This window comes from Pseudomonas linyingensis (genome assembly GCF_900109175.1).
In the GTDB taxonomy this organism is placed as follows: domain Bacteria; phylum Pseudomonadota; class Gammaproteobacteria; order Pseudomonadales; family Pseudomonadaceae; genus Geopseudomonas; species Geopseudomonas linyingensis.
This window is the reverse complement of the sequence record NZ_FNZE01000008.1, coordinates 149,096-175,771: the sequence shown is the minus strand read 5'-3', so window position 1 is coordinate 175,771 and position 26,676 is coordinate 149,096. Positions and strand designations below refer to the sequence as shown.

General features: G+C 63.6%; 22 protein-coding genes. 7 read left to right on the top strand and 15 right to left on the bottom strand.

Annotated features, from left to right (window positions below):
• Positions 1-28: 28 nt before the first annotated feature.
• The 4 genes from BMZ19_RS11815 to BMZ19_RS11800 all read left to right on the top strand — a co-directional run bounded on the left by BMZ19_RS11815 (position 29) and on the right by BMZ19_RS11800 (position 4,093).
• The gene (locus tag BMZ19_RS11815; RefSeq protein ID WP_212633223.1) at positions 29-442 is read left to right on the top strand and encodes an MmoB/DmpM family protein; all 414 of its coding nucleotides are present in this window, start codon (positions 29-31) and stop codon (positions 440-442) included.
• 24 nt (positions 443-466) lie between these two features.
• Positions 467-1,453, top strand: a complete 987-nt coding sequence (locus BMZ19_RS11810; RefSeq protein ID WP_090311133.1) for an aromatic/alkene monooxygenase hydroxylase subunit beta — start codon at positions 467-469, stop codon at positions 1,451-1,453.
• An 80-nt stretch (positions 1,454-1,533) separates the two neighbouring features.
• On the top strand, positions 1,534-2,568 hold the full coding sequence (locus tag BMZ19_RS11805) for a 2Fe-2S iron-sulfur cluster-binding protein (protein WP_244517182.1): 1,035 nt from the start codon (positions 1,534-1,536) through the stop codon (positions 2,566-2,568).
• Positions 2,569-2,728: 160 nt separating this feature from the next.
• A complete protein-coding gene (locus tag BMZ19_RS11800; RefSeq protein ID WP_090311129.1) occupies positions 2,729-4,093 on the top strand; it encodes an OmpP1/FadL family transporter in 1,365 nt (454 codons plus the stop codon).
• Between the two features lie 330 nt (positions 4,094-4,423).
• Here BMZ19_RS11800 and BMZ19_RS11795 read toward each other — a convergent pair whose 3' ends face one another.
• From BMZ19_RS11795 to BMZ19_RS11760, 8 genes are all read right to left on the bottom strand, one after another.
• Positions 4,424-4,837, bottom strand: coding sequence for a GFA family protein (locus BMZ19_RS11795; RefSeq protein ID WP_090311127.1), 414 nt, complete (start codon positions 4,835-4,837; stop codon positions 4,424-4,426).
• 185 nt (positions 4,838-5,022) lie between these two features.
• Positions 5,023-6,084, bottom strand: a complete 1,062-nt coding sequence (locus BMZ19_RS11790; protein WP_090311125.1) for an NADH:ubiquinone reductase (Na(+)-transporting) subunit F — start codon at positions 6,082-6,084, stop codon at positions 5,023-5,025.
• 14 nt (positions 6,085-6,098) lie between these two features.
• Positions 6,099-6,455, bottom strand: coding sequence for a phenol hydroxylase subunit P4 (locus tag BMZ19_RS11785; protein WP_090311124.1), 357 nt, complete (start codon positions 6,453-6,455; stop codon positions 6,099-6,101).
• An 89-nt stretch (positions 6,456-6,544) separates the two neighbouring features.
• Positions 6,545-8,068, bottom strand: coding sequence for a YHS domain-containing protein (locus tag BMZ19_RS11780; RefSeq protein ID WP_090311122.1), 1,524 nt, complete (start codon positions 8,066-8,068; stop codon positions 6,545-6,547).
• A gap of 14 nt (positions 8,069-8,082) precedes the next feature.
• Positions 8,083-8,352, bottom strand: coding sequence for an MmoB/DmpM family protein (locus BMZ19_RS11775; protein WP_090311120.1), 270 nt, complete (start codon positions 8,350-8,352; stop codon positions 8,083-8,085).
• A gap of 11 nt (positions 8,353-8,363) precedes the next feature.
• The gene (locus BMZ19_RS11770) at positions 8,364-9,356 is read right to left on the bottom strand and encodes an aromatic/alkene monooxygenase hydroxylase subunit beta (RefSeq protein WP_090311119.1); all 993 of its coding nucleotides are present in this window, start codon (positions 9,354-9,356) and stop codon (positions 8,364-8,366) included.
• A 64-nt stretch (positions 9,357-9,420) separates the two neighbouring features.
• Positions 9,421-9,711: a phenol hydroxylase subunit gene (locus BMZ19_RS11765; protein ID WP_170847748.1), complete on the bottom strand. Its 291-nt coding sequence runs from the start codon at positions 9,709-9,711 to the stop codon at positions 9,421-9,423.
• 11 nt (positions 9,712-9,722) lie between these two features.
• Positions 9,723-10,652: a catechol 2,3-dioxygenase gene (locus BMZ19_RS11760; protein ID WP_090311117.1), complete on the bottom strand. Its 930-nt coding sequence runs from the start codon at positions 10,650-10,652 to the stop codon at positions 9,723-9,725.
• A gap of 546 nt (positions 10,653-11,198) precedes the next feature.
• Between BMZ19_RS11760 and BMZ19_RS11755 the strand changes: the two genes are divergently transcribed.
• Entirely contained in the window at positions 11,199-11,609 is a 411-nt protein-coding gene (locus tag BMZ19_RS11755; RefSeq protein ID WP_090311114.1) for a PaaI family thioesterase, read from the top strand.
• Positions 11,610-11,654: 45 nt separating this feature from the next.
• Here the strand turns inward: BMZ19_RS11755 and BMZ19_RS11750 are convergent, their stop codons facing one another.
• The 6 genes from BMZ19_RS11750 to BMZ19_RS11725 form a co-directional block, all read right to left on the bottom strand.
• Entirely contained in the window at positions 11,655-13,355 is a 1,701-nt protein-coding gene (locus BMZ19_RS11750; RefSeq protein ID WP_090311110.1) for a sigma-54-dependent Fis family transcriptional regulator, read from the bottom strand.
• 202 nt (positions 13,356-13,557) lie between these two features.
• Positions 13,558-15,981: an efflux RND transporter permease subunit gene (locus BMZ19_RS11745; protein ID WP_090311108.1), complete on the bottom strand. Its 2,424-nt coding sequence runs from the start codon at positions 15,979-15,981 to the stop codon at positions 13,558-13,560.
• Positions 15,981-17,126 (bottom strand): WD40/YVTN/BNR-like repeat-containing protein, encoded by a 1,146-nt coding sequence (locus BMZ19_RS11740; RefSeq protein WP_090311106.1) that lies wholly within the window; start codon positions 17,124-17,126, stop codon positions 15,981-15,983. The genes BMZ19_RS11745 and BMZ19_RS11740 overlap by 1 nt, the downstream gene beginning before the upstream one ends.
• A 162-nt stretch (positions 17,127-17,288) precedes the next feature.
• Complete coding sequence (locus BMZ19_RS11735; RefSeq protein ID WP_090311104.1) at positions 17,289-18,644, bottom strand: DUF1329 domain-containing protein; 1,356 nt, start codon at positions 18,642-18,644, stop codon at positions 17,289-17,291.
• Positions 18,645-18,674: 30 nt separating this feature from the next.
• Positions 18,675-20,336, bottom strand: coding sequence for a DUF1302 domain-containing protein (locus tag BMZ19_RS11730; RefSeq protein ID WP_090311102.1), 1,662 nt, complete (start codon positions 20,334-20,336; stop codon positions 18,675-18,677).
• A gap of 265 nt (positions 20,337-20,601) precedes the next feature.
• Positions 20,602-21,957, bottom strand: a complete 1,356-nt coding sequence (locus tag BMZ19_RS11725; protein WP_090311100.1) for a DUF1329 domain-containing protein — start codon at positions 21,955-21,957, stop codon at positions 20,602-20,604.
• Between the two features lie 507 nt (positions 21,958-22,464).
• Between BMZ19_RS11725 and BMZ19_RS11720 the strand changes: the two genes are divergently transcribed.
• Positions 22,465-23,373 (top strand): LysR family transcriptional regulator, encoded by a 909-nt coding sequence (locus BMZ19_RS11720; protein ID WP_090311099.1) that lies wholly within the window; start codon positions 22,465-22,467, stop codon positions 23,371-23,373.
• A 22-nt stretch (positions 23,374-23,395) separates the two neighbouring features.
• Here the strand turns inward: BMZ19_RS11720 and glgB are convergent, their stop codons facing one another.
• The gene (gene glgB / locus BMZ19_RS11715) at positions 23,396-25,267 is read right to left on the bottom strand and encodes a 1,4-alpha-glucan branching protein GlgB (protein ID WP_090311098.1); all 1,872 of its coding nucleotides are present in this window, start codon (positions 25,265-25,267) and stop codon (positions 23,396-23,398) included.
• A 75-nt stretch (positions 25,268-25,342) separates the two neighbouring features.
• Here glgB and glgC point away from each other — a divergent pair, with 75 nt between their 5' ends.
• The gene (glgC, locus tag BMZ19_RS11710) at positions 25,343-26,671 is read left to right on the top strand and encodes a glucose-1-phosphate adenylyltransferase (protein ID WP_090311096.1); all 1,329 of its coding nucleotides are present in this window, start codon (positions 25,343-25,345) and stop codon (positions 26,669-26,671) included.
• Positions 26,672-26,676: the final 5 nt, after the last annotated feature.

The following is a 26,676-nucleotide window of genomic DNA, read 5'->3' as shown; positions in this document are numbered from 1 at the left end:
TGCCTTGCAGATCAAATGACCAATGTGCATGCCTGCCAGCGCCATGAATTGGCTTGAAGGCGCACAGCACCCGACTGGTGGTGTCGCGGCAGCTTCTACACCTGCGACGCCACCACAACGAGGGGAAAACAAAGTGAGTGGAATTTCTTCGGCACATCTGAACAACAAAGTTGGACCGGTAATGCGCCAGGGCGAACTGGCGGTAGCAGTTGCAGAGGCAGCTGAAATCGACAACCCGGGAAAGGAAATCCTCGTCGAGGATAAAGTTGCCTACCTCCGCATCCAGGCCGATGACGAGATGATCATCCATCGCAAAACCATTGAGGAAATGCTTGGCCGCCCGTTCAGCATGAACGAGCTGGAAGTGGAGCTATCTTCGTTTGCCGGCCGTATCGACACCCATGTTGATCACGTCCGCTTCTATTACAGCAAACACTTTTGACCCGAACTGCTGAGGATGCCAACCATGAGCGAAGTCGAAGTACTTAAGCCATTGAAAACTTGGAGTCACTTGGCGGCGCGTCGTCGCAAGCCGAGTGAATATGAGGTAGTAACTGCCAACCTGCTGTACAACACCCGCGATCAAAATGCGCCCTACGAGGCCGACCCCGACCTGTTCATGAATCGCTGGTACAAACAGTACCGCAACGCCAGCCCGCTGCAGCATGGCGACTGGAATGCCTTTCGCGATCCTGACGAGCTGGTATATCGCACCTACAACATGCTGCAGGACGGCCAGGAAACCTATGTATTCGGCCTTCTTGACCAGTTCAACGAACGCGAGCATGACAAAGCACTGGAAGCTCACTGGGCAGGCACCCTCGCGCGGGTCTACACACCGGCGCGCTATCTCTTTCACACGGTGCAGATGACCTCGGTCTACCTGCAGCAAATGTCACCGGCCAGCACCATCACCAACTGCGTGGCCTTCCAGGCTGCCGACTCGCTGCGCTGGCTGAGCCATACGGCATACCGGACAAAAGAACTGTCGCTGACATTCCCTGACAAGGGCTTCGGCAAGGACGAACGGAATTACTGGGAGAACGATCAAGCCTGGCAGGGGTTCCGTGAGCTCATGGAGAAGGTTCTGACTACCTGGGATTGGGGTGAAGCCTTCGTAGCCCTGAACCTGGTTGCCAAGCCGGCCATAGAGGAAACCGTCCTGCGCAAGCTGGGCGAGGTGGCACGGCATAACAATGACACCTTGCTGGGCATGTTGACGGATGCCGAGTTGCTCGATGCAACCCGCCACCGCCGCTGGGCTTCTGCACTGGTCAAGATGACGCTGGATAACCAGGCTAACGCCGAAGTCATCAAAGGCTGGATCGCCAAGTGGGAGCCCCTGGCTGACAAGGCGATCGACGCCTATTGCTCGGCACTGTCCGATGCGCCCAACGCAGCTGCCGACGCCAAGAGCGCGACACGCGACTTCCGGCGTTCACTACAGCTCTGATCCGTCGGATTGACCGTTACTGGCCGTTTTCTCCCTTCTCGACATTGCTTGCCAGCTTGTTGAGAAGGGAGAGTCTACAAGTGGGAAAAATCATGGCTATTCACCGAATTTCACTCGATGGCAACACCTGCGAATTCCAGCAAGAGGGCCACGACACCGTGTTGCGTGCGGCTCTGCGGGCCGGCGTGGGCTTTCCCTACGAATGCAACTCTGGTGGTTGCGGCAGTTGCAAATTCGATCTGCTCGAGGGGGAAGTCGACAATTTGTGGCCAGATGCACCAGGCCTAACTGAGCGTGATCGGCGCAAAAACTACGTGCTGGCATGCCAGTGCCGGGCAACGTCAGACTTGCGCATCAAGATGCGCCCCGCGCAAGAATATGTTCCACCTGTTGCACCGCAACGCCGGAGCGCTACCTTTATCGGCGCAGTCGACTTAACTCACGACATTCGTGAATTTCGCTTTGCCACAGAAGTCAATGCTGATTTTCTGCCTGGACAATATGCCACGCTAGCAATCCCCGGCGTTGCAGCACCACGCGCCTACTCCATGTCCAACCTGGCCAACACGCAGGGAGAGTGGCACTTCCAGATCCGCCGCGTGCCTTCGGGAAAAGCAACAGAGCGCCTTTTCCACGAACTGACCATAGGTGACAAAATCGAAATCGATGGACCCTATGGCCTGGCATGGCTAAGAGAGGAAAATTCGCGCGACATCGCCTGCATTGCGGGAGGCTCAGGGCTTGCCCCGATGATCTCCATTGCACGTGGGGCCTCGGCAGCGGGCCTGCTGAAAACGCGGAACCTGCACTTTTTCTACGGCGGTCGTACACCACGAGATATTTGTGGCGAGTCCTTGTTGCGCCAACTTACCGAGTTCGGCAAGAACATCCACTTCCACCCGGTGGTATCTCTCCCCGAGCAGGATCCAGGCGAAATCTGGTCCGGAGAAACGGGTTATGTTCACGACCTGGTACGCCGAGAACTTCACGACCGCATGAGTGACTTTGAGTTTTATCTGGCCGGGCCGCCGCCCATGACAAAAGCGCTGCAAGAAATGCTCATGGTTGGCTATCGAGTGCCTTTTGACCAAGTGCATTTCGATCGATTCTTCTGATCGCAACCGCAGTACCTGCCCACTGCCTCGCGACACCGTCCACAACCTATCGGTGAATTCGAAGTCTCGTTAAAAGCCCGAAAGTGCAAACAAGGCTCTCATCCAGCAGCAACACAAACAACGCCAACCTTAAAAAAACAATAAAGCAAGGTATATGCCAATGAAAAAAATCTGTACGCTTTCAGCTGCAATTCTCGCCATCAGCTCACAAGCGACTCAGGCTACCGAAGTTTTCCGACTGGAGGGTTTCGGCGCAATTTCCCGCGGCATGGGCGGAACCGCGACGGCATTCAATGTTGGCGCAGCGGGCATGATGAGCAACCCCGCAACACTGTCGTTGATGCCCCAAGGCTCTGAGCTTCATTTGGGCATGGATGCAGTGATTACCGATATCGACATAAAAAACCTGGAAACAGGCGAAAAGGCGTCATCCAGCACGCACTCCAAGAACCGCGGGCCTTATCTGGCACCGCAGCTGGCTTATACCTACAACAATGGCTCCCTTGCACTGGGACTCGGCGCCTTTGCCCAAGGCGGGCTGGGAACAGAATATGGCAACGACAGCTTTCTTTCCCGCGCCTCCGGCAACCTGGATACTTCGTTAGAGAACTCGAGCCGACTACTGGTCTTGAACATCCCCTTCGCCGTCAGTTACCAAGTCAACGATAAACTGACAGTGGGCGCCAGCCTTGATGCCATGTGGCAAGGCTTAAACCTCGAACTGCTCCTCGGCGCAGACCAGGTCGGCTCATTGATCGGCGCGGGCAGGGTAAGCGGTAGCCTTGTACCTGTACTTGGCGGTTTACCCGATCTTCGTGGCGCGCACTTCAGCTTGAGCAAAAACCAACCCCTTGACAGTGGTGTTGATGCCTGGGGTTTTGGAGGGCGCTTCGGAATGACCTACAAAGTGTCCAACAACACCATTCTGGGGGCAGCGTACACCCTGGAAAGCCAGATGGGTGATATGGATGGACGGGCCACGCTGACCGCGATTGACGGGATCGCAGGCCAGATACCTCTGGATGGCAAGATCAAGCTGCGTGACTTCCAATCTCCCGCCAAGCTGGACTTCGGCATCAGCCACAATTTCAACGCGCAGTGGCTTTTTACGGTTGATGTATCGCGCGTATTCTGGAAACACGCAATGAAGGATATCAATGTCGGATTCACATCGGACAGTGGGGGAAATATAGATATCCTACTTCCGCAAAACTACAAGGATCAGGATATTCTGGCAGTTGGCCTGGCCTACAAAACGGGTAAATGGACGCTGCGCACCGGAGCTCGCATCTCTGATCAAGCGCTCCGCTCCGACACGTTGTTTGCTGTAATCCCCGCCATTCCAAGGAAGCATGCTTCGGCTGGCTTTACCTATGATTTCTCGAACGAGAACAGTGTGGATTTTGCCTATTCCCATGCATTCAAAGAATCGATGGATAACTCCAGCCTACCAAACACTTCAGCTCCCATGCGCGTCAGCCACGCACAAGACAACTTTGTTCTTGATTACACTCACAGGTTCTGATTAAATCTTGGGAATTGCAGGGACTGAGTTCAATACAACTAAGTACCTGAAAAAAGTCTTCGCATATTTTGAGCGGCCGGCCACGCACGTAGAACTCTTGTGTGGCCGGCCTTCCACAGGAGCCGCCTGCTTCAGAAAATACGCGGAAACTTATTTGCTCTCACTTACCGCAGTGAGCCTGGCAAGGATCAATGGTGCGAGCCGGAATCCTTCTGCCGAAAAGGAGGCAAGGCGGCGAGTTGCCGCTGGTCAGGTGGGATGTGTCTGGCTGGCCGCCAACACGACCATGGATGTCTGAGGTGCGCTCACGCGCACCTCGGCCTGGGCTGCTCAGCCCGGCATCTTCGCAAAGTGCGGCAGGTCGTCCAGCGGCCTGCCCCACGGCTGGGCGCTGTCGCAGTAGATGTGCATGGTCGGGCTGACCGCGGCCGGGTCGTCCAGGCTGGCGGCGCGGACGAACTGCAGGTCGGGCAGCACGGTCACGTCCGAGAACAGCGGCGAGCCGCAGTCGGGACAGAAGTGGCGGACCACCGGGTTGCCGCTGTCGCCGGCGGTGGCGTAGGTGCTGGTCGGCCCCTTGTGGCTGAAGGCGGCGCGGGGCACGGCGAACACCGTGGACATGGCGGCGCCGCTGGCGCGCTGGCAGTCGCGGCAATGGCAGTGGGCGACGATGACCGGCTCGGCCGCAGTTTCGTAGCGCACTGCGCCACAGGCGCAGCCGCCGACCAGTTTGTTTTCACTCATTCTGTATCTCCTTGCTCTGTAGCCCGAAAAACCGAAGCGACGGTCGACCGCGAGTCCGCTGTAGGGGCGAATTCATTCGCCAGCGTGACCCCGGTCAGGCGAATGAATTCGCCCCTACAGCGGGACGCGATTCCCACGGCTGGTCCAAAAAAGAGGCCGCCCGTGGGCGGCCGAAAAGGGGTGACTCAGATCGCCTTGAACAGCGGGCTACGCACCTGCTGCGCATCGGCTGCCGAGATGAACTTCTCGGTGTAGATGTCGCGCTCGAACAGGCGGCCCTGCATCAGGGTGGTGATGCAGGAGTCGATCATCAGCGGCGGGCCGCACAGGTAGGCCTTGTGGCCGCGGAAGTCGTTGGCGAAGTATTCCTTGGCCGCCTCGTGGACGAAGCCGCGGAAGCCCTGCCAGTCGGTGCCTTCCGCCTCGTGAGACAGCGCCGGCACGTACTTGAAGTTGGGGTGCCGTTCGGCCAGGGCGAGGAACTCGTCGTGGTAGTACAGCTCGCTGAGGTTGCGCTGGCCGTAGATCAGGGCAATCGGCTTGCTGAAGCCTTCGGCCAGCAGGTCGAGGATCATCGAGCGCGGGCTGGACAGGCCGGAGCCGCCAGCCATGAAGATCACCGGCACTTCGGCGGACTTCTTCACGAAGAAGCGCCCGTAGGGGCCGCTGATGGTCAGGCGGTCGCCGACCTTGAGCTGCTCGTGCACGTAGGTGGTGCCGCTGCCGCCGGGGACGATGCGGATGTTCAGCTCGATCTCGCCGCCCTCTTGCGGCGCGTTGGCGATGGAGAAGGCGCGGCTGCCGATGCCGTTGGGCAGCTCCAGGTTGACGTACTGTCCGGCCTGGAAGTGCATGCCTTCCGGGGCGTCGAGCTTGAGCCAGATGCCCTTGATGGTCGGCGTGAGGCTCTCGATGCGGCTGACGGTGCCCGGGAAGTCGCGTACCGGCAGGTTCTCGGCGTCCGGGTCTTCCTCGATCTCGGCCTCGATGGTGACATCGCTCTGCACGGTGGCGCAGCAGGCCAGGCACTTCTGCTCCTCGCGCTCGAAGTCCATCAGGGCGAAGCTGGAGGCTTCGCCGTGGTCGATCTCGCCGTCGGTGACCTGCACCTTGCAGGTGGCGCACAGGCCGTGGCAGCAGGCGTGCGGCAGGTAGATGCCGGCGCGCAGCGCGGCGTCGAGGATGGTCTGGCCTTCCTCGATCTCGATGGTCTGGCCCAGCGGCTCGATGGTCAGTTCGTAGCTCATGGCGCGCCCTCCTCTCAGTTCACTGCACACACGGTGTTCAGGCCCGGCGTGTGCATGCGCAGTTGTTCCTTGTGGCCGATGCCGTTGGCGGCGAGGCTGGCCTCGAAGTCCGGCACCCAGGGCTGGCCTTCCTTGAGCCACTCGACCTTGCTCCAGTCGAGGGCGGCGGTGTCCGGGTCGGCCTGCAGCAGCGGCAGCAGATGGCTTTCGATCAGCTCGCCGAAAGTGGCCTGCGGCAGCAGGCAGAACATGATGGGGGCAGAGAGCAGCAGGTGGTGGTCCCAGCTGATGAACACCAGTTGCTTGCCGTTGAAATTCTCGACGCGGTCGCGGGGGACGGCGACGTACTCTTTGCGGGCGACTACGGTCATGTTCGTATTCCTTCTTGTTGTTCTGGGAGAGGGGAAAGAGCATCACTCTCTCCCCGGCCCTCTCCCTCGAGGGAGAGGGAGCAAAGCAGTTACTGGTTGGAGCTGGCCATGCTGCGCCACAGTTCGAAGTTGTGCTTGTCCTGGGAGGTGGCGTAGTCGCCGTTGTCCTCGCCGTTCTTGAGGAACACCCAGTCCATCCAGCCGGCCAGGTCGCCGTTGAGCGGGTCCTGCATCAGCCCCGGCATCGGCAGCCAGGCCTGGATGTACTTCTCCGGCTCGTTGTCGAAGATGTCTTTGCAGCCGTCGGAGCAGAAGTGGTAGCGCTCACCCTGGTACACCGACTCGCGGTGGCAGATCAGGGTCGGGTCGCCCGGTTCGGTGAACAGGGTCGGCAGCTGGCAGCACTGGCACAACTTGGGCAGGCCGAAGTTGTTGAACGGCGCGCCGGTGGCGGCCTCGTGCTTCTTGATGTGCTCCCAGCGCGGGCGGTAGTACTTGTCGAAGGTGGTCGGGTACTTCTTCGACAGCCAGTCCATGTCCTCGTCGGACGGGATCCAGACGTGGAAGGAGGTGCCGAACTTCCACTGGTACAGACCCAGCATGAGCTGGTGGGACATGTGGTCTATGGCCTCTTCCGCGTGGTCCCAGCCCTTGGGCGCACGGATGCCGTAGCGGGCCAGGTCCTTGAACAGTGCGCTGCCGTTCTCGATGCCGTAGATGTTCCAGGCCTCGCGCCAGGACATCACGCGCTTGGGCAGCATGTAGTCCATCATGGTGCTGACCAGGCTGAGCACGCGGATGCCGCGCCAGAACCACTTGTCGATCCAGGCCTGGACAATCGGCAGGTTGTCCGGATCCTGCTCGAGCATGAACTTGATGCACTCGAGGCCGAGGGTCATGTGCCGCGCCTCGTCGGACTGCGCCGAGAAGCCGAAGGTGACGGTGGCCATGTCGCCGTTGTAGGCGGCGCCGGACATGAACGGCACGAACAGCAGGTTGGTCAGCACGTACTCGAAGCTGAAGCCGATGGCGATCATGAACTCGAACGGGCCGGCAGCCATGGCGTCGTCGAAGAACGAACGGGCCACCGAGGTGTACCAGATGCGGTCGCGGTGCTCGGCGAAGCCGTGGAAGCCGTTGTAGAACTTGTTGTAGTTGGACAGCGCGTGGATCTGCGTCTGCGCGTGGCGGATCTCGTCGATGGCCTGCATCTGGCAGGCGACCTGGGTGCCGACGCCGGGGAACTCGCGGCCGACGCGGGCGAAGCCCTTGTGGGCGGCGTACTCGCCGGGGCTGATGGCCTGCAGGAACACCTTCAGCGCCGACAGGTAGCGGGCGTCGGTGATGTGCAGGTGGCCGTTGTTCTGCGCGTGGGCGTCGATGATGGCGTAGAACTTGCGCTCCTTCTCGGCCTGGTACTTCCAGTAGGAGTCCATGGTCAGGCGGAAGGGGTCTTCCCACTTGTCCCAGTCGTGAATCTTGATGCCTTCGTACTGCACGTAGGGGAACACTTCCTCCTTGGTGCGGTAGGTGGGCTCCCAGCCGAGATCGCGGGTGAACAGCTTGTACTTGTCTTTCAGGCTCAGCTTCTTGTTGGCGGTTTTCATGTCCATGGCGGAGTCCTCGCTCACTCGTTCCAGGTCAGGGTCAGGGTGTCTTCGTCTTCGTCGACGTTGCCGGACAGCGTGATCAGGTTGATCTGCAGCTCCTGCAGGTCATAGCTGCGGCCGAGCTGCTCTTCGATGGTGTCCTTGCGGATCACCAGCCGGCCGGGAGCGTTGATCTTGACCATCGCCGGTTCGCGGTTGACCACCGCCTGGGGGTTGTCGAGCTCGATCGCTTCGATGATCGGGCGGGTTTCTTCGTTGGCTTGCAGGGCAATGAATACGGTGGACATGGGTGAGCCTCTCAGAGCGCGATGCCGGTTTTTTCGATGCGCGCCTTGAAGGCGGCCACTTGTTCGCTGACCAGGTCGTCGGCTTCGGCGCCGAACACCTGCTCGACCACCGGCAGCACGGCGGAAGCCGCGCGGCACTTCCAGGCGTTGATCCACTCCTGCAACTGGGCACGGTTGTGCTCGGACTCGCCGGCGGCGACCTTGAGCACGGCGTCCACCCACTTCCTGGTTTCGTCGAACCAGTCGGTCATGAACTGGGTGAGCATGGCCACCGACGAGCCACCGCGGCCGGCCAGGTGCTCATCGACGATGCGCTCGTAGACCAGCGGATAGAGCAGGCCGTCGAGGGCGACGTTCTGGGCGACGAACAGCTCGAACGGATCGCGCAGCGCCAGGCAGTCCTCGACGTAGCGGCGCAGCGGCTGCCAGGCCTCGCCGTCGAGCCAGGCGGCCTTGCCGGCGTCCAGCGCTTCGGTGCCGCCGAGCAGCAGGCCCAGGCGCGACAGGTACTGGGCGATGCCCAGGTTGTCCATGGCGTGGTAGATGCACGGCTGGGTGAAGGTGGTGCCGTAGCCGTAGCCGCAGATGAAAGTGTTGTTCTGGTTGGCGCCCCAGGCGGCGTGGCGCAGCGGCACCAGCAGGTCGAGGGCGATCTGGCGCAGGTCGGCCGGCAGCAGGTCGGTCAGCCCGCGGCTTTCGACGAAGCTGAAGTTGGCCTCCATGCTGTCCTGCTGGCGGGCGCGGGCCAGGGTGTAGGTGCTGTAGTAGAACTGGCGCGGGTCCTTGAGGGCGTACCAGTCCTGCATGACGATCTTGGTGATGCTGGTGTCGTACAGCTCCTGCTCCGGGTCCCAGGTCGGCCGGTAGTGCAGGTTCTCGGCGGCCTGGATGTCGTAGCTGCCCTCCTGGTAGCGCGAAGCCGGCTTGTCGCCGAAGCGGCGGACCAGGTGGTCGAAGGTGTTGCGCAGCGGCTGGATGCTGACCGTGCGAAGATCGATTTGCATGGATTCTCTCCTGCAGGCGCTGCGCGGTACGCAGCGCCGGTTCTTGTTGTTCTGTTGGTTCGTTCTACTGCTTGAAGCGGGTCTGGGTGGCGTCGGCGAGGCGCCAGTCCCAGTCGCTCGGCTCGTCCGCCCCGCTGTCCGGCTCCCGCGGCGGCAGCAATTCCACCTGGTTCTGCGCGCAGAACTCGGCGAAGGCTTCGGGGCTGAGGATCATCTCGACGATCAGCTCGGGCTCGCCGATGGCGAAGTCGAACTCGATGAAGCCGCCGGCGCGTTCTCCGGTCACTCGCACCCAGCGTTTGCGGGTATCGAGCGTGGCCGGCACCATTTCCACCAACTGGTCGGGACGAGTCATGGCCGGTCTCCTCAGGTCACGACGGTGAGGAAGGTTTCGTGCAGCTTGCGCTGCGGGTAGTCGAGGCCCTGGCCGAAGTTGTCGAAGGTCCAGGTGATCGGCTCGTAGTCCGGATACGGCTGGTAGCCGCCCATGAAGGTCTCGAAGCGGTTGCCGGAGGGGTCCCAGGCGTAGATGGTGCAGCCGCGGGTGACGCCGTGGCGGGTCGGGCCGATGTCGACGTTGACCTCGTTCATCGACATGATGTCGCCGGCACGCAGCACCTGCTCCCAGCTCTCCATCAGGAACGAGCAGTGGTGCAGCTTGCCCGGCTCGGGGTATTCGGCGAAGGCGATGTCGTGGACCTTGTGCGAGCAGGACAGCCAGATGGCGGCGTTGCCCTGGCCATCGGGAGTGAGCACGCGCTCGACCAGGTAGAAGCCCAGCACCTCGGTGAAGATCTTCTGCACTTCGGCGATGTTCGGCCCGTACAGCAGGGTGTGATCGAGGCGCACCGGACCGATGCCATGCTCGCGCGCCTGGGTCCAGGGCGCCGGATTGACCAGGCCGGCGCCGTTGCCGACGATGGTCTTCTCGGCGTACAGCTCGATCAGGTGGCCGGAGGGCAGTTCGAAGCGCACGCGCTCGCCGGTTTCCAGCATGTCGCCGGCCGGGATGCGGGTGGTGGTCAGGCCGTAGGCCTGCAGGTCGGCATCCAGTTGCTCGAGGGTGGCCTTGTCGAGCACCTTGAAGCCGAAGAAGTCGAGACCGGCGCTGTCCGCCTCGCGGATCACGTAGCTGTTGTGATCGCGCTCGTCCCAGCACTTGAAGTAGACGCGGCCCTGCGCATCGCGCCCGGTTTCCACCAGGCCCAGCACGTCCCGGTAGAAGCGGACGCTTTCTTCGAGATTCAGCACGCGAACCTGGGCATGGCCCGGCCGCAGCACACCTGTCATCGCCATTTGTTGTCTCCATTATTTGGCTTGATGCGGTTTGGTTGCCTGTCCGGTTCGTGGGGGAGTCCGGGCAGGCGGTCTTGCTATGGACGCTTGTTACATTGCAGGGACGGTGCCAACTTATTTAAGTAATTGTTTTTAAAGGATTTATCAGGAAATAACGGGATTCCTGGCCGGCACTGTGCATGACGCTTTGGTCCGCAGGCCCCTGGTGCCTTACAAAAACGTAAAGGTGCAGTGCAAAAAAAGCGGGCGACTGAAGGCGGTCGGCTCGGCACTGGCGGTACGCGCGATAGAAAAGGGACGGAAGCAAGCTGCGCGGGAGGGGAAACCGTCGACTCCGAGGGGCAGCGAGCGGCATCCTGGCCAGTGGCGAGTCGACATTTGCAGCATCCGCCGCGGCTGGCGGGGGCCATCAGCGCTCACTGTTCGTTTTGGTCACCCGGGAAGTCCCTACAGGAGTCGACATGCAGGCCGCCTCGAGCGGGCGCTGGTCGCGCCTCTCTCCCTGTAGTAGCTTCGGTTTCCAATCATTTTTCAGGGAGGATTTTCATGGCCAGCAAAGAAGAAATCGCCGCATTCATCGCCGCCGAGTTCCCGCAGACCAAGTGCATCGTGGAAAAGGTCGGCGATGGCAGCGCCACGGTCTGGCATCCGGTCGGTCACGACGAATTGCGCCCCGGCGGCACTGTCTCCGGCCCGGTGCTGATGAGCATCGCCGATGTCGCGCTGTACGTGGCGCTGCTGGGCGAGATCGGCATGGTGCCGATGGCGGTGACCACCAACCTGACCGCCAACTTCCTGCGCAAGCCAGCGGGGGACCGGAGCATCGTCGGCGTCTGCAAGCTGATCAAGGTCGGCAAGTCGCTGGTAGTCGGCGAGGTCTACCTGTATTCGGAAGGCTCCACCGACGCCGTGGCGCATGTGGTCGGCACCTACGCGATTCCGCCGCGCCAGGGATGATGGTCTGGTGCCTTCCCGGCCCCGGGAAGGCGCGTCCACCCCCTGTCAGCCGCTGACTTCCTGTGCACACGCTCCCGCCTCGCCATTGGCCTGCTTCAACCGATACGCCAGCTGCCGGCGGGTGATGCCGAGCAGGCGGGCGGCGTGGGTCAGGTTGCCGTTGGCGCGGCGTACGGCCAGTTGGAGCAGGCGGTTCTCGTGGGCCTGCAGGTCGAAATGGTCGTCGAGCAGGGTGTCGTAGAGCTGCTCGCGACGCGCTTCCTCGGCATTGCCCACCTGGCCTTGGCGGTCGACGGCCACCCCTTGCGGCGCGGCCGGCACGCTGCCGGCGAACAGGTGCTCCAGCTCGATCTGCCCGCCGGAGGGCACCAGCAGCACGGCGCGCTCGACCAGGTTTTCCAGCTCGCGCACGTTGCCCGGCCAGTTGTAGGCCATCAGCGCCTGCATCGCGCGGTCGGTCACGCCGTTCAGGGTCTTGTTGTAGGTCGGCGCGTACTTCTCCAGCAGTGAGCTGACCAGGATCGGGATGTCCGCCTTGCGCTCGCGCAGCGGCGGGATCGCCACCGGGTAGGTGGCCAGACGGTAGTAGAGGTCGGCGCGGAAGCGCCCATCGGCAATCGCCTGCTGCAGGTTGACGTTGGTCGCCGCCACCAGGCGCACGTTGACCTTGCGGGTCTTGTCGTCGCCGAGGCGTTCGACCTCGCCGGTCTGCAGTACGCGCAGCAGCTTGACCTGGGCAGAGGGCGACAGATCGCCCAACTCGTCGAGGAACAGCGTGCCGCCATCGGCGCGCTCGAAGCGGCCGGGGCGCGACTGCTGCGCGCCGGTGAAGGCGCCCTTCTGCACGCCGAACAGTTCGGACTCGATCAGGTCGTTGGGGATCGCCGCGCAGTTGACCGCCACGAACGGCTGCTTGGCGCGGTCGCTGTTCTCGTGCAGCCACTGGGCGAACACTTCCTTGCCCACGCCGGTCTCGCCGAGCAGCAGCACGGTGATCGGGCTGCGGGCGGCCTTGCTCAGCAGGTCGAAGGCGGTGCGAAACGCCGGCGAGCCACCGACCAGCTTGCCGCTCGGCATCTGCTCGCGCTGGCGGCCGCGCAGCTGCCAGAGTTCCTGCGCCAGCTCCTGGTAGGCGGTGTCCATCTCCGCCGGGCGACAGTATTCCAGGTAGGCATCGTCGCCCCAGGCCTCGACCGGCTTGCCGACCATCACGCACTGGTGGTCGCCGCGGCAGGTGCACTGGGTCTCGCGGAACACGATGAAGCGGCGGAAGAAGCGGGTCACGTAGCCCGAGGCATAGCCGGACAGCGTCCAGCAGGCCGTTTCCTCGCCGATGCCGTACTGCTGCAGGTGGGACTCGGCCTCCCAGGAGTTCTCGCAGACCACCTCGCCGAAGAAGGTGCCCTGCTCCCAGTCGATCTGCGCCTCGGTGATGGTCGATTTGACCAGGCCCTCGAAGGCGTGCAGCTCGGGGCCGATCTGGAACACGTCGTAGTTGTCGCCCTCGCCGAGCAGCTTGGAGGCGCGCTCGGCGTCCTCCTGCCCGGCGGCGAAGCCCATGCGGAACAGCAGGCCGTGGGCCCGCTTGGCGCCGAGCGAGTCATACAGTTCGCGGCGCAGGGCGCCGAGGGCCTTGGCGTGGAGCAGCAGCATGCGGCTCTCGTCCAGCCAGATCTGCCCGGCGTCGATATCGAAGCGCAGTCTCGAGCGCAGGTTGAAGCGCTCGAGCGAGCGTTGTACAGCCATGTCTGTCATCCCCCACCGGCTCGCGAATGGTCGGGCATGGCATGGCGGAGGGCAGCCCCGCCAGAGAAAGGAAGGCGACTGCGCCCTCCTCCTCTGAGCCTGCCCGGCTCTTGGCCGGCTTTATCTTGATGGTCCCGTCAGGAAACGGGAAAGGCGGCCTGTAACTTACGCTACGGGCCGCCTGTACGCCATTAGAGCTTGGTCAGACCGCCACGGCCTGCGCCTGCGGCTGGGCCTCAACCTGGCTCGGCCGCAGGAGGAAGTGGGCGAGCGCCGGCAGCAGGATCAGCGCGCCGAGCATGTTCCACACGAACATGAAGGCGAGCAGGATGCCCATGTCGGCCTGGAACTTGATCGGCGACCAGACCCAGGTGGCCACCGCGATGCCCAGGGTAATGCCGGTCAGCACCACCACCTTGCCGGTGAAGATCAGCGCCTTGTAGTAGGCCTCGGACAGACTCATGCCCTCCTTCAACCGCGCCAGGGTCACCGTCATCACGTACAGCGCGTAGTCCACGCCGATGCCGACGCCGAGGGCGATCACCGGCAGAGTGGCGACCTTGACGCCGATGTTCAGCCAGACCATCAGCGCCTCGCAGAGCACCGAGGTGATCATCAGCGGGACCACCGCGCAGACCACCGCCCGCCACGAGCGGAAGGTGATGAAGGCCAGCACGATCACCGCAGCGTAGACCAGGAACAGCATCTGCACGTTGGCCTTCTTCACCACGATGTTGGTGGCGGCCTCGATGCCGGCGTTGCCGGCGGCGTTGAGGAAGCGGATGTCGTCGCTGCCGTACTGCGCGGCAAAGGTTTCCACGGTGTTGACCACGCTGGTCAGGGTGTCGGCCTTGTGGTCCTTGAGGTAGGCGTAGACGGTCAGCAGGTCGCAGTTCTGGTTGAACATCTCGCGCGGGGCGCGGGTGATGATCGCGTTGAGCATGTCCTGCGAGCGCGGCATCTCGTACCACTTGAGGCTGCCCTCGTTCATCCCGGCGTTGGCCACCTTGGCCAGCCCGGCCAGCGAGCTGGTCGCCTCGACGCCCGGCAACTGCTGCAGCTCGCGCTCCAGCGCATCCACCGCACGCAGGGTGCTGTAGTGGGCGCAGGCGTATTGCGGGGTCTTGACCATGACGATGTAGACGTCGCTGCTCGCCGCGTAGTTGGCGACCATGAAGGCGTTGTCCTGGTTGTAGCGCGAGTCGGCACGCAGCTCGGGGGCGCCCGGGTCGGTGTCGCCGATCTTCAGCTGGAAGCTGATGGTCAGGCCGATGGCGCCCAGCACCAGGCCGAGGCCCACGGCCAGGCCGGCCCACGGCGTGCGGGTGAACAGGTCGAGGAAGGCCCAGAACGGGTGCTTCTTGTGCTCGGCGTCATTAGCCTCCATCAGCTCGGCCTTGAGACTGCGCTGGGCGGCCACCGGGCTGACGCCGGTGTAGGACAGCAGGATCGGCAGCAGCACCAGGTTGGTGAAGATCAGCACGGCCACGCCGATGCTGGCGGTGATGGCCAGATCCTGGATCACCTGGATGTCGATCACCATCAGCACCGCGAAGCCCACGGCATCGGCCAGCAGTGCGGTCATGCCGGCGAGGAACAGGCGGCGGAAGGTGTAGCGCGCCGCCACCAGGCGGTGGGTGCCGCGGCCGATGTCCTGCATGATGCCGTTCATCTTCTGCGCGCCATGGCTCATGCCGATGGCGAACACCAGGAAGGGCACCAGCACCGAGTACGGGTCCAGTTCGTAGCCGAGCGTCGGCAGCAGGCCGAGCAGCCAGACCACAGCGATCATCGAGCACAGCACCACCAGCAGGGTGCTGCGCAGGCAGCGGGTGTACCAGTAGAGTACGGCGGTGCAGATGACGATGGCAGCGGCGAAGAACACCAACACCTGGCGCAGGCCGTCGATCAGGTCGCCGACCACCTTGGCGAAGCCGGTGACGTGGATGGCGACCTTGTCCGACTCGTACTTGGCGCGCAGCTGCTCGATGCGCTGCGACAGCGCGTGGTAGTCGATGCGCTCGCCGGTCTCGGCGATGCGTTCCTGCAGCGGCACCAGCACGATGCTCGACTGGTAGTTGCCCGCCACCAGCTGACCGATCTCGCCGGAACGCTCGACGTTGATGCGCACCTGCTCGAGGCTCTGCGCCGAGCCATCGTAGTCGTCGGGGATCACCGGGCCGCCGTCCAGGCCGTCTTCGGTCACGCCGGTCCAGCGCACCGCCGGCGCCCACAGCGACTTCATGTACGGGCGGTCGACGCCGGGCAGCAGGAACACCTCGTCGCTGAGCTTGCGCACGGTGTCGAGGTACTCGGCGTCGAAGATGGTGCCCTCTTTCGCCTCGACGGCGATACGCAGGGTATTGCCCATACCGGCCAACTGCTTGCGGTTCTCCAGGAAGTTGGCGATGTACGGATGGCCGGTGGGGATCATCTTCTCGAATGCCGCGTTGAGCGACAGCCCGAGCGCCTGGTAACCCAGCACCAGGGTGGTGAACAGGCAGATGACCACGATCGCCAGGCGGTTGTTGAACAGCAGCCGCTCGGCGAGGATCCCGGAGCGCTGATCGAACTCCTTCAGATCGCTGATCACCGCATCGGTGGGAAGGGACTGGACGTGACTCATCATTTGACTCCCGAAACATTGATCCCGGAAACGCGCTCCCCGGAAGCCAGAGCATCCGGCTCGACGCGGGACAGCCCGCGCGCGCTGGACAGGATCAGCGCGCCGTCGGCGGCTTCGGCGATGCCGGTCAGACCGGTGCCCGGCTGCACCGCCAGGGCAACGAAGCTGCGTGCACCGTCGGTACTGCGCAGCAGGCGGCCGCTCTCGTCGGCGAGCAACACGGAACCATCCTGCAGGCGCCGCCCGGCGCTCACCGTCACCGGCTGGCCGAGCTTGACCTGTTGCCAGTTGGCGCCGCCATCCTCGCTGCGCCAGGCGTTGCCGCGCAGGCCGAAGGCCAGCAGCGCATCGCCGTCGAGCTCGAGCGCGCCGAAGAAGGTGCCACTGTAGGGGGTGCGAATCTCGGTGAAACTGGCGCCAGCGTCGCTGGAGCGGAACAGCGCACCCTGCTCGCCAGCGATCAGCAGCGTGCTGCCATCGACCTGCACCTGATAGAGGTGCTTGCCGCGTGGATTGGGCACCCGCCCGACCAGCGACTGCCAGCTCTTGCCGCCGTCGGCGGTGTGCAGGGCCAGGCCGTAGGCGCCGACCACGTAGCCATGCAGCTCATCGACGAAGCGCACGCCAAGGAACGGCTTGTCCGGACCGTCGGTGACCAGGTATTCGGCGCTGCGCAGTGCGGCGGCGGCGCCCTCCTCGCCGGCTTCGGCGCGGCGCTTGGCATCATCGCGAACCACCACGGCCGCCTGGTTGCCATCAAGCTGGCGCTGCCAGGTCTCGCCGCCGTCGGCGCTGTGCAGCACCACACCGCTGTGGCCCACTGCCCAGCCATGGGTTGCCGAGACAAAGTGCACATCGGTCAGCGCCACGCTCACCGGCACGCTCCTGGCCTGGCGCCAGGAGTTCCCGGCGTCGTCGGAAATCAGCACCGCGCCGCGCTCGCCCACCGCCACCAGCCGGTTGCCGGCGCGAGCGACTGCCAGTTGCAGACTGTGTTGCGCCCGCGCGCTTTCCCGCGCGGGGAGGTCGAGCAGGTCAGGCACCGTAGAGCCGCCTGCGGCGTGGGAGGGACCTGCCAGGCAGGCCAGGGAGAGTATGGCGGCGGCCAGGGCCGTGCGCCGGTTGAGCGGACTTAGCGCGTGCATGATGCGTACTCGAATCCGACTCCCCTCCTCCGCAGCGCCGTCAAGCGGGGGCGCCTAGCTGGGGCGCCCAGCACGGCCTCTGCGGGATGGGAAAGTCATGAGAGGAAACTCCGGCACCCCGCGTGGGGCGAAGGTGCCGGGACTGCTACCTGGATCGGCGGCTCAGCGCACGCCTTCGGCGGCGACCGCATCACCGGTGTAGTGCGTCTCTGGCTTGCGCTCATCAACCTTGTAGACCGCCTCGTTGAGCGACTGGGTGGTGCTCATGGTGTTGGCCTGCAGGTTGAAGATGTGCGCCGGCTTGAGCGCCAGCATCGGCGTGGAAGGCAGCACGAACGGGGTGATCTGGGTGGTGCGCCACAGCTTGCCCTCGCTGTCGTAGCCGTCCATCAGCAGGACCATCCAGGAGTCCTCGTCGAAGTAGAACTTGCGCTTGGCCACGGCGTGACGCTTGCCACCAGCCACGGTCGCTTCCACTTCCCAGACGCGGTGCAGCTCCCAGCGCACCTTGTCCGGATTGAGGTGGTGCTGGCCGTAGGCCTCGTCCAGCTTGGCGGTGACCACCTCGTTGGCGTTGTAGGGCACGTACATCTCGCGCTTGCCGACCAGTTTCCAGTCGAAGCGGTCGATATGCCCCATCAGGCCCATCACCTCGTCGAAGTAGTTGGCACCCGAAGCGACGAAGTCCGGGGTGTCGTAGGCCACGGTCGGAGCACGGCGCACGCGGCGCTGGCCGACCAGGTACTGCCAGGCCTGACGCGACTGCTTGACGTCGATGCTGTCGCGGAACACCAGCGACTCACCGGCCTTGAACGGCGGGGCGGTGGTGGCGAAGCGCATGAGGAAGTACTCGCCGCTCCACTTATCCGCAGTACCGTCCTTGTAGTAGTAGGGATACTGGTTGGACTGGTCGTTCTGGGTCGCCAGGGTGCGCGAACCATCGGCAGTGAGGACGATGTTCTTGAAGTTGGTCACATCGGTGGCTTCGTTCTCGACCCGCAGCAGGTGGTTCCAGACCACTTCGATGCCCGCCTTGGGGATCGGGAACGGGATGCCGCCGTAGCAGCCCTGCAGCGACTTGCCGTCGTCCTTGGTCTGGCACTGGGTGGCGTTCTTCGCCGTGTTGTCGTACACGAACTGTGGTGCCGCACCGGTGCGGTGGGTCGGGTAGACGTCGACGCGGAAGCTGTCCGGGTATTTCTTCAGCAGCGCCTGGGTACCTTCGGAGAGCTTGTCGACGTACTGCGCCATGTTCTGCGCGGTGATCTGCGCGACTGCCTTCTCACCCGGGAACGGTTGTACCGGGATGTCGCCGACCTTGGCGCTGGAAGCGGACACGCCCTGCTTGCCTGTCCAGGCCGGAATGCTGCCGTCCTGGTTGGCGGCCATCTCGCCACCCAGCGGATTCAGGGTCTTGCCGAGTGCGGCGGCCTCCTCCGGACTTACCGCAGCCTGCACGCCCTGTGCGCCCATCAGCACGGCAGCCAGAGCTGCCCACAAAGCCGTTTTCTTGTGCATTTTATAATCCTCGACTCAGGGGATAAGAACTCAGAAGGTGCGTTGCACGGACAGCGAGACGAAGTCGCGGTCACCGTGGAAGTTGTTGTAGGAAAGCTCCGGTACGGAGGTGTCGTACTTGATGACCGAGCCATCCGGCCCGTAGTAGTGGGTGAAGCCCAGGCTGGCCTGCCATGTCTTCTGGTATTCGGCCTTGAGGCCGACGCTGATGTTGCCGCCGTGGTTGGCGGGGAACAGTGCACCGTTCACCGAGGAGCGCCCGGACAGGCCGTAGCTCACGCCGATCGGCATCTGCAGGTCGAGGCCGGGGGCCACCTGGAAGTACTCGGGGGTGAAGATGAACTGCAGGGCGCTGGCGTCGCGGGTAGCCTCGGGATCGAGCTGGTCCTTGTTGTCGGTGACGCTCAGGCGGCGGTTGAAGGCGAACTCGCCGATGAACGAGGCGCCGTCCCAGAACGGGGTGGCCGCCAGCACGCTGATCGCCGACAGGTTGACGTGCATGGTGCGGCCTTTCGGGAAGGCGGCATCGTCACCACCGTCGGCACCGAAGCTGGCCGGAACGATCACCGTGTTGCCGCTGGCCACCAGCGGCATGTCGTCGCGGAACGACAGTTCGCCGGCGACGTTGGTTTCGCCGACCAGGGTGCTGAAGCTGAAGCCGACGGTGCGGATGTCCTCGGCATACACCATCTCGTAGCGACTGGTGTCCGGGTACAGGTAGAACTGCGGCATCTTGTCGTGATACTGGGCGGCATAGATGCCGTACTCGGTATCGCCGGCCTTGAACTTCAGCTGCACGCCACCCTGCCCCGAGTCGCGGGCCTCGATATCGTCGTCACGGAAGGCGATGCCGCCGGGAACCGGCGCGAAGATGGCCTCGCCACCCTCGTCGACGAAGTCGGCGAAGCTGAAGTAGCTACCGGCCGCCGGCAGACGGCTCTTGCGCCATTCCAGCTGGTAGTAGGCGCCGATCGACACGTCGGAGTTGATCTGCAGCTGGCCGGACACCTGGCCTACCGGGCGGAGGATTTCCTTGAACTGCGAGTTGGGCACCGACAGCGCCTTGATCAGGTCCAGCGAGGTCTGCGCCGCAGCGATACCGTTGGAGCCGAAGAACAGGCTCTCGCCGTACAGCTGGGTGAAGCGGCCGGCCTTGGTGTTGAGGTTCATGTCCGCCGGAGTGAAGCTGCCATAGACGAAGGCGTCCAGCAGCTCGGCCTTGCGCCCGTGCAGCTTCTCGGTGTCGTCGGTGAACTCGTCGAAGTCGACGGTACGGGAGTTCACCAGTGCGCCCCCCAGCGCCCCGGGATTGTCGTTGGACTGGTTGTAGACGTCGTCGTACCAGGCTGCACCGCTGAGGCGCAGGCCGTAGTTGCGCTTGTAGCGCAGGTCGAACTCGGAGAGCAGGTCGAGGCGGTTGGAGATCAGCCCTTTGTCGAAGTTGAGATCGCCGTCGTTGGTGTTGGCCTGCGGGCCGATGGAGTTGTCGGCGATGTCGGAGTCGGCATCCTTCACGCGCCAGGCGGCGCTGTACTTGACGGTGTTGTCCCACGACATGCGCACATCGGGATTGCCGGAGTCGATCTGGAAGGCGAACGCCGGAGTAGTGGCCGACAGGCCCGCAATCGCGCCGGCTACGGCGAAAAACAGCTTCTTCAGGTGGAACTTCGGCAGACTGGCGCTATTGCCCATGTCTTCATCCTCGAAATCGTTTTTGTTTTTGTGAGTTTCGTTCGCTTCTTGCGAGCCCCTTGCGTCCCTCGGCGCTCGCCCCGCTGCCTGCGGAGACAGTTCAAAAACTATGGCCCGCGAGGCTTACCGTCCAATACTAAAATTAGGCCGCCTTGATACCTTTAGAGTATCGACGTAGGCGCACCCGGCGAGCCGCACTGAAAAGCCGGCCGCGCGCCGATAGCGCGTGACCTGGCAGGCTCCTGGAATGGCGGGATTGGCTGGATCAGCGCACGCCTTCGGCGGCCACCGCGGCGCCGGTGAAATAGCTCTCCGGCTTGGGCGGCACCACCTTGAAGTCTTCTTCGTTGAGCATCTGCACCACACTCATGGTGTCGGCCTGCAGGTTGAATACCACCGCAGTGCGCAGCAGGGTCGCAGGGATTGCCGGCACCACGTAGGGAATCGTCTGGGTGGTGCGCCACAGGGTGCCCTGCTTGTCGTAGCCATCCACCAGGGCGATCGACCAGGTGTCCTCGTCGATGTAGTAGCGACGCTTGGGCACCGCATGGCGCCGCCCCTCGGCCAGGGTCGCCTCCACTTCCCAGACCCGGTGGCGCTCCCAGCGCAGGTGGTCGGGATTGAGGTGATGCTTGTCCAGCGCCTCGCTGGCCGACACCCCGAGCAGGGCATTGGTGTTGTAGGGAATCAGCATTTCCCGCTTGCCGATCAGTTTCCACTCGTAACGATCCAGGGCACCGAAGAATCCCTGCACCTCGTCGAAATAGTTGGCCCCGGATGAAACGAAGTCCGGCGTATCGTATGAGACGGTCGGCGCACGCCGAACCCGGCGCTGACCGACCATATATTGCCAGGCTTGGCGCGGATACTTGCCATTGATACTGTCACGAGCCACCAGCGACTCACCGGACTTGAATGGTGGCTCGATGGTGAGATAGCGAAACATGGCATATTCGCCGGACCAGTCTTCGGGCCTGGCCCCCTGATAATACGGCGGATACTGGAAGGCGATTTCGTTGCGGGTGGCCAGCGTGTGGCTGCCATCGGCACTGCCGACGATATTGCGGAAACGATATTCGATCGAAGGCGCCTCGACGCGCAGCAGGTGATTCCACATCACCTCGACGCCTTGCCTGGGAATCGGAAAGGGAATGCCGCCGATGCAGCCCTTGATGGTGTCCCAGCCCTCGCGGATGCTGCAGCGCAACGCGTTCTTGGCCACATTGTCGTAAACCGCCTGCGGCGCGGCTGCGGTGCGGTGGCTGGGGTAGACCTCGAGGCGGAAACTGTCGGGATACTTGGCCAGCAAGGCCCGGGTGCCCTCTGACAACAGGCTGGCATGCTGTGCCACGTTACCGGCGTTCACCTGAAACAAGGGCTTTTCAGGGGCGAACAGCTGCGTCGGGATATCGCCCAAGCGGTTGCCGGGCGGCTGGCTGGTGGCCCCGCCCGTCCAGGACGGAATCGAGCCATCCGCGTTGCCGGCCATCTCCGCGCCCAGCGGAGTCAGCGTGCCATTGCCCAGCTTGGCGGCTTCCTCGACGCTCACCGCCGCATGCGCAGCGTGCATGCCCACCAGGGCGCTGGTCAGCGCCACCCAAAGTCCCGCGTTCCTGTACATGGTGTTGTCCTTGGCTGGCGATATTCGGCATGCAAGCGACCTCAAGCCGAGGTGTTATCAGCTCGAGACCAGAAGTTGTTTCCTGAAGGCAAACTCAGGCACAGCTATTTCGTCCGTGGCGAAATAGCTGTGCCTGGGGGAAATCCGAATAAAACCACTCACCTTCGCTCCCGCGAATACGGGAGCCCGGGTGCTGCCTGGCTTGTGGATTTCCGCCTGCGCGGAAATGACTACTTATTCAAAGCTCCAATAAGCGGAAAACCTCGTCTGCAATTCAGGCTCGTCACTACGGGCAGATTTCGCCGTGCCCTTGATGCGAATATCGCTGTTGTTGTTTTTGTTGTTTACCGGTATTTACCTGCGACCACAAACTCCACGTCATAGTGTCAGGCATGGAGTGGGCTGGAAATCTATTGCCCACATGCTCTACCGTCCAATACCATTGAAAACTTTCCCTGGTACCCAAAAGGTATCAAGCGGCCAGTTTCCTCCTGCAGGGTTACCAGCATGGAACTACGTCATCTCCGGTATTTCATCGCCGTTGCCGAAGAGCAGAACATCGGTCGCGCCGCTGCCCGACTGCACATCTCGCAACCGCCGCTGACCCGGCAGATCCAGCAGCTCGAGGAGGAACTGGGGGTGCAGCTGTTCACCCGCACCCCGCGCGGCATGGAGCTGACCCCGGCCGGCGAGCTGCTGCTCGAGGAGGCGCGCAACATCCGCGCGGTGGTCGAGCAGGCCACCGAACGCACCCAGCGCGCCGGACAAGGCAAGCTCGGCCGCCTCGACGTCGGCATCTTCGGTTCGGCGATCCTCGACATCATCCCGAAGGTGCTGGCCGAATTCCGCGCGGCCTACCCCGAGGTCAAGATCGTCCTGCACAGCATGAACAAGAGCGAGCAGATCGAAGCCCTGCGCCAGCGGCGCATCAACGTGGGTTTCAACCGCGTGATCACGCCCTTGCCGGACCTCGCTACCGAGCTGGTCACCACCGAGTCGCTGCTGCTGGCGATCAGCGCGAGCCATCCGCTCGCCGAGCAGACCGTGGTGCCCTTCGCCTCGCTCGCCGAGCACCCGCTGGTCGTGTTCCCCACCGGCAGCCGCCCCAGCTTCATCGACCGGGTCATCGGCCTCTGCCAGCAGGTCGGCTTCGTCCCGCAGATTTCCCAGGAGGTCGGCGACGTGGTCTCGGCCATCGCCCTGGTGGCCAGCGGCTTCGGTGCCTGCCTGGTGTCTGAGTCGACGTCGGTGCTGGCGCTGCCGGGGGTGGTGTACCGGCCAATCAGCGGCCTGCCCGAGAACGCCCGGATCGATTTGAGCTGTGTCTTTCGCGCTGAGGATCGCTCGCCGATTCTGGCCGCCTTCCTGGAGGTCGTCCGCGCCTACCGCAAGCAGATCGGTGGCAGCGACGCCTGAGCAGGTCAGCCTGGCGTGTCGCTCACGCCGTCACGGGACGCAACAGCACGACAGCCAGCGGTGGCAGGGTGATGGCGAGGTTGGCTGGACGACGCATCCACTCGCCCAGGGCGGCCTCGATGGCGCCGCCATTGCCGAGGTCGCTGCCACCGTAGTGAGTCGAGTCGCTGTTCAGCACTTCAACGTAGCGCCCGGGGTGCGGCACGCCGAGGCGGTAGCCGGTCAGCGGCGTCGGGGTGAAGTTGACCGCCACCACCACGAAGCTGCCATCGCGACCCCAGCGCAACCAGGACAGCACCGAGTGTTCGCTGTCGTGGCAGTCGATCCACTCGAAGCCCTCGCGGGCAAAGTCCTGGCTGTGCAGCGCGGGCAGATCCCGATAGAGGCGATTGAGGTCGCCAGCCAGCCGCTGCACGCCGGCGTGCGCAGGTTCGGCGAGCAGCTCCCAGTCGAGCTCGCGGCCCTCCGACCATTCGCGGCTCTGGCCGAACTCGCCGCCCATGAACATCAGCTTCTTGCCCGGCGTGAAGGCCTGCCAGGCCAGCAACAGGCGCAGGTTGGCGAAGCGCTGCCAGGCGTCGCCCGGCATCTTGCCGCTCAGCGAGCCCTTGCCGTGCACCACCTCGTCATGGGACAGCGGCAGGACGAAGTTTTCGCTGTAGGCGTAGACCTGACCGAAGGTGACTTCGTCGTGGTGCCAGCGCCGGAACAGCGGATCGCGCTGGAAGTAGCGCAGGCTGTCGTTCATCCAGCCCATGTTCCACTTCATCGAGAAGCCCAGGCCGCCGACGTAGGTGGGGCGCGATACCTGCGGCCAGGCGGTGGACTCTTCGGCAATGGTCAGCGCGCCGGGGAATTCGCCGTGCACCATGGTGTTCAGTTCGCGCAGGAAGTCGATGGCCTCGAGGTTTTCCCGCCCGCCATGGCGGTTGGGCAGCCACTGCCCCGGCTCGCGCGAGTAGTCGAGATAGAGCATCGAGGCCACGGCGTCGACGCGCAGACCATCGAAGTGGAACTCCGCCAGCCACCAATGCGCCGACGACAGCAGGAAGCTGCGCACCTCGTGGCGGCCGTAGTTGAAGATGTGCGTGCCCCAGTCGGCGTGCAGGCCCAGACGCGGGTCTTCGTGCTCGTACAGTGCGGTGCCGTCGAAACGGGCCAGCGCCCAGTCGTCCTGCGGAAAATGCCCAGGCACCCAGTCGAGCAGCACGCCCAGACCGGCCGCGTGGCAGGCGTCGATGAAGGCGCGCAGGTCGTCCGGCGAGCCGTAGCGCGAGGTCGGCGCAAAGTAGCCGGTGGCCTGGTAGCCCCAGGACTCGTCGAGCGGGTGCTCGGTGATCGGCAGCAGCTCGATATGGGTGTAGCCCTGGGCCACCGCGTAGGGAATCAGCCGCTCGGCCAGCTCGCGCCACAGGTAGGGCCTGCCGTCGGCATGGCGCATCCACGAGCCGGCATGCACCTCGTAGATATTCAGCGGCGCGTGCTGCCAGTCCCAGCTGGCCCGCTGCTGCAGCCATTGCGCATCGCCCCAGCGGTATTGCGAGGGCGCGACCACGTAGGCCGCTGATCCCGGACGCAGTTCGAAACCGCGGGCGTAGGGATCGCTCTTGGTCAGCACCGCGCCGCTGTCGCGGTTGGTGATCTCGAAACGATAGAGGCTGCCAGGGCCGGCTTCGGGTACCAACGCCTCCCACACGCCGCCGCGCCCCAGACTGTGCATGACGTGCACACCGCCCTGCCAGCCGTTGAAATCGCCGACCACCGAGACCTGCGCGGCATTCGGTGCCCAGACCCGGAAAGCCGTCCCCTCGAGCTGCGGGTGCGCGCCGAGAAAGTGGTAGGCCTGCACGTTGCGACCTTCGTTGAACAAATATTGAGCGTGGGCTAATGTCATTTTCAGCCTTTAGGAGAAGCCCCACCAACGGATCGGAACAACAACAAGAAGAAGAGGGAGCGAATGGAAACCACTATGCCTCAAATCCGCGACGGCCTGCATCAGACGGATGCCGCGCCTGGCGACAGGACCCAGACCGGCACACGCTTCATCAGCCAACTGACCCGCAACACCTTCGCCATCATCCTGGCCGGCGGCCGTGGCAGTCGACTCCAGCAGCTGACCGAGTTCCGCACCAAACCCGCGGTGCACTTTGCCGGCAAGTTCCGCATCATCGACTTCACCCTCTCCAACTGCGTCAACTCCGGCATCCGCAAGATCGGCGTCGCCACCCAGTACAAGGCCCACAGCCTGATCCGCCACATCCAGCGCGGCTGGAGTTTCCTCGATGGCCGCTTCGACGAGTACATCCAGCTCCTTCCCGCCCAGCAGCAGATCGACGAAACCCAGTGGTACCAGGGCACCGCCGATGCGGTTTACCAGAACCTGAACTTCATCCACCGCTGCAACCCCGAGCACGTGCTGATCGTCGCCGGCGACCACATCTACAAGATGGACTATGGGCGCATGCTGGCCGCCCATGCCCGCCAGCGCGCCGACATGACGGTGGCCTGCATCGACGTGCCGATTGCCGATGCCCGCGAGTTCGGCGTGATGGCCGTCGACGACGAGGACCGCGTGGTGGAGTTCGTCGAAAAGCCGCAGGTCCCACCGAGCATTCCCGGCAATCCCGAGCGCGCCCTGGCGTCGATGGGCATCTACATCTTCAATACCCGCTTCCTCATCGAGCAGCTGGAGCGCGACGCCCACACCCCCGGCTCCAGCCGCGACTTCGGCAAGGACATCATTCCCCACATCGTGGCGCGCCACCGGGTGTTCGCCCACCGCTTCGCCGACTCCTGCGTCGGCCGAAACGCGGAGAAACCCTACTGGCGGGACGTGGGGACCATCGATGCCTACTGGGAAGCGAACATGGACATGACCAAGGTCACGCCCGAACTCGATCTCTACGACACGCACTGGCCGATCTGGACCCATCAGAAACAGCTGCCGCCGGCCAAGTTCGTGTTCAACGACAACGATCGCCGCGGCGTAGCGATGGACTCGCTGATTTCCAGTGGCTGCATCATTTCCGGCGCCACGGTCACCAATTCGATGCTGTTCTCCGGCGTCAAGGTCCACAGCTGGGCCAAGGTCGAGGACTCGGTCATTCTTCCCAATGTCGAAATCGGCCGGCATGCGGTACTCAAGCGCTGCGTGATCGACCGCCAGTGCCGGATTCCCGAAGGCATGGTCATCGGCGTAGACCCGGAAGAAGACCGCAAGCGCTTCTACGTCAGTCCGCGCGGCGTCACCCTGGTCACCGCCACGATGCTCGGCCAGGGTTCGGCCTGGCGCCCGTAGCCGCC

What these genes read in the sequence shown, in the direction of transcription:
- BMZ19_RS11815 (WP_212633223.1), top strand. Translation starts at nt 29, where the DNA reads ATGCCTGCCAGCGCCATGAATTGGCTTGAAGGCGCACAGCACCCGACT.
- BMZ19_RS11810 (WP_090311133.1), top strand. Translation starts at nt 467, where the DNA reads ATGAGCGAAGTCGAAGTACTTAAGCCATTGAAAACTTGGAGTCACTTG.
- BMZ19_RS11800 (WP_090311129.1), top strand. Translation starts at nt 2,729, where the DNA reads ATGAAAAAAATCTGTACGCTTTCAGCTGCAATTCTCGCCATCAGCTCA.
- BMZ19_RS11795 (WP_090311127.1), bottom strand. Translation starts at nt 4,837, where the DNA reads ATGAGTGAAAACAAACTGGTCGGCGGCTGCGCCTGTGGCGCAGTGCGC.
- BMZ19_RS11790 (WP_090311125.1), bottom strand. Translation starts at nt 6,084, where the DNA reads ATGAGCTACGAACTGACCATCGAGCCGCTGGGCCAGACCATCGAGATC.
- BMZ19_RS11785 (WP_090311124.1), bottom strand. Translation starts at nt 6,455, where the DNA reads ATGACCGTAGTCGCCCGCAAAGAGTACGTCGCCGTCCCCCGCGACCGC.
- BMZ19_RS11780 (WP_090311122.1), bottom strand. Translation starts at nt 8,068, where the DNA reads ATGGACATGAAAACCGCCAACAAGAAGCTGAGCCTGAAAGACAAGTAC.
- BMZ19_RS11775 (WP_090311120.1), bottom strand. Translation starts at nt 8,352, where the DNA reads ATGTCCACCGTATTCATTGCCCTGCAAGCCAACGAAGAAACCCGCCCG.
- BMZ19_RS11770 (WP_090311119.1), bottom strand. Translation starts at nt 9,356, where the DNA reads ATGCAAATCGATCTTCGCACGGTCAGCATCCAGCCGCTGCGCAACACC.
- BMZ19_RS11765 (WP_170847748.1), bottom strand. Translation starts at nt 9,711, where the DNA reads ATGACTCGTCCCGACCAGTTGGTGGAAATGGTGCCGGCCACGCTCGAT.
- BMZ19_RS11760 (WP_090311117.1), bottom strand. Translation starts at nt 10,652, where the DNA reads ATGGCGATGACAGGTGTGCTGCGGCCGGGCCATGCCCAGGTTCGCGTG.
- BMZ19_RS11755 (WP_090311114.1), top strand. Translation starts at nt 11,199, where the DNA reads ATGGCCAGCAAAGAAGAAATCGCCGCATTCATCGCCGCCGAGTTCCCG.
- BMZ19_RS11750 (WP_090311110.1), bottom strand. Translation starts at nt 13,355, where the DNA reads ATGGCTGTACAACGCTCGCTCGAGCGCTTCAACCTGCGCTCGAGACTG.
- BMZ19_RS11745 (WP_090311108.1), bottom strand. Translation starts at nt 15,981, where the DNA reads ATGAGTCACGTCCAGTCCCTTCCCACCGATGCGGTGATCAGCGATCTG.
- BMZ19_RS11740 (WP_090311106.1), bottom strand. Translation starts at nt 17,126, where the DNA reads ATGCACGCGCTAAGTCCGCTCAACCGGCGCACGGCCCTGGCCGCCGCC.
- BMZ19_RS11735 (WP_090311104.1), bottom strand. Translation starts at nt 18,644, where the DNA reads ATGCACAAGAAAACGGCTTTGTGGGCAGCTCTGGCTGCCGTGCTGATG.
- BMZ19_RS11730 (WP_090311102.1), bottom strand. Translation starts at nt 20,336, where the DNA reads ATGGGCAATAGCGCCAGTCTGCCGAAGTTCCACCTGAAGAAGCTGTTT.
- BMZ19_RS11725 (WP_090311100.1), bottom strand. Translation starts at nt 21,957, where the DNA reads ATGTACAGGAACGCGGGACTTTGGGTGGCGCTGACCAGCGCCCTGGTG.
- BMZ19_RS11720 (WP_090311099.1), top strand. Translation starts at nt 22,465, where the DNA reads ATGGAACTACGTCATCTCCGGTATTTCATCGCCGTTGCCGAAGAGCAG.
- glgB (WP_090311098.1), bottom strand. Translation starts at nt 25,267, where the DNA reads ATGACATTAGCCCACGCTCAATATTTGTTCAACGAAGGTCGCAACGTG.
- glgC (WP_090311096.1), top strand. Translation starts at nt 25,343, where the DNA reads ATGCCTCAAATCCGCGACGGCCTGCATCAGACGGATGCCGCGCCTGGC.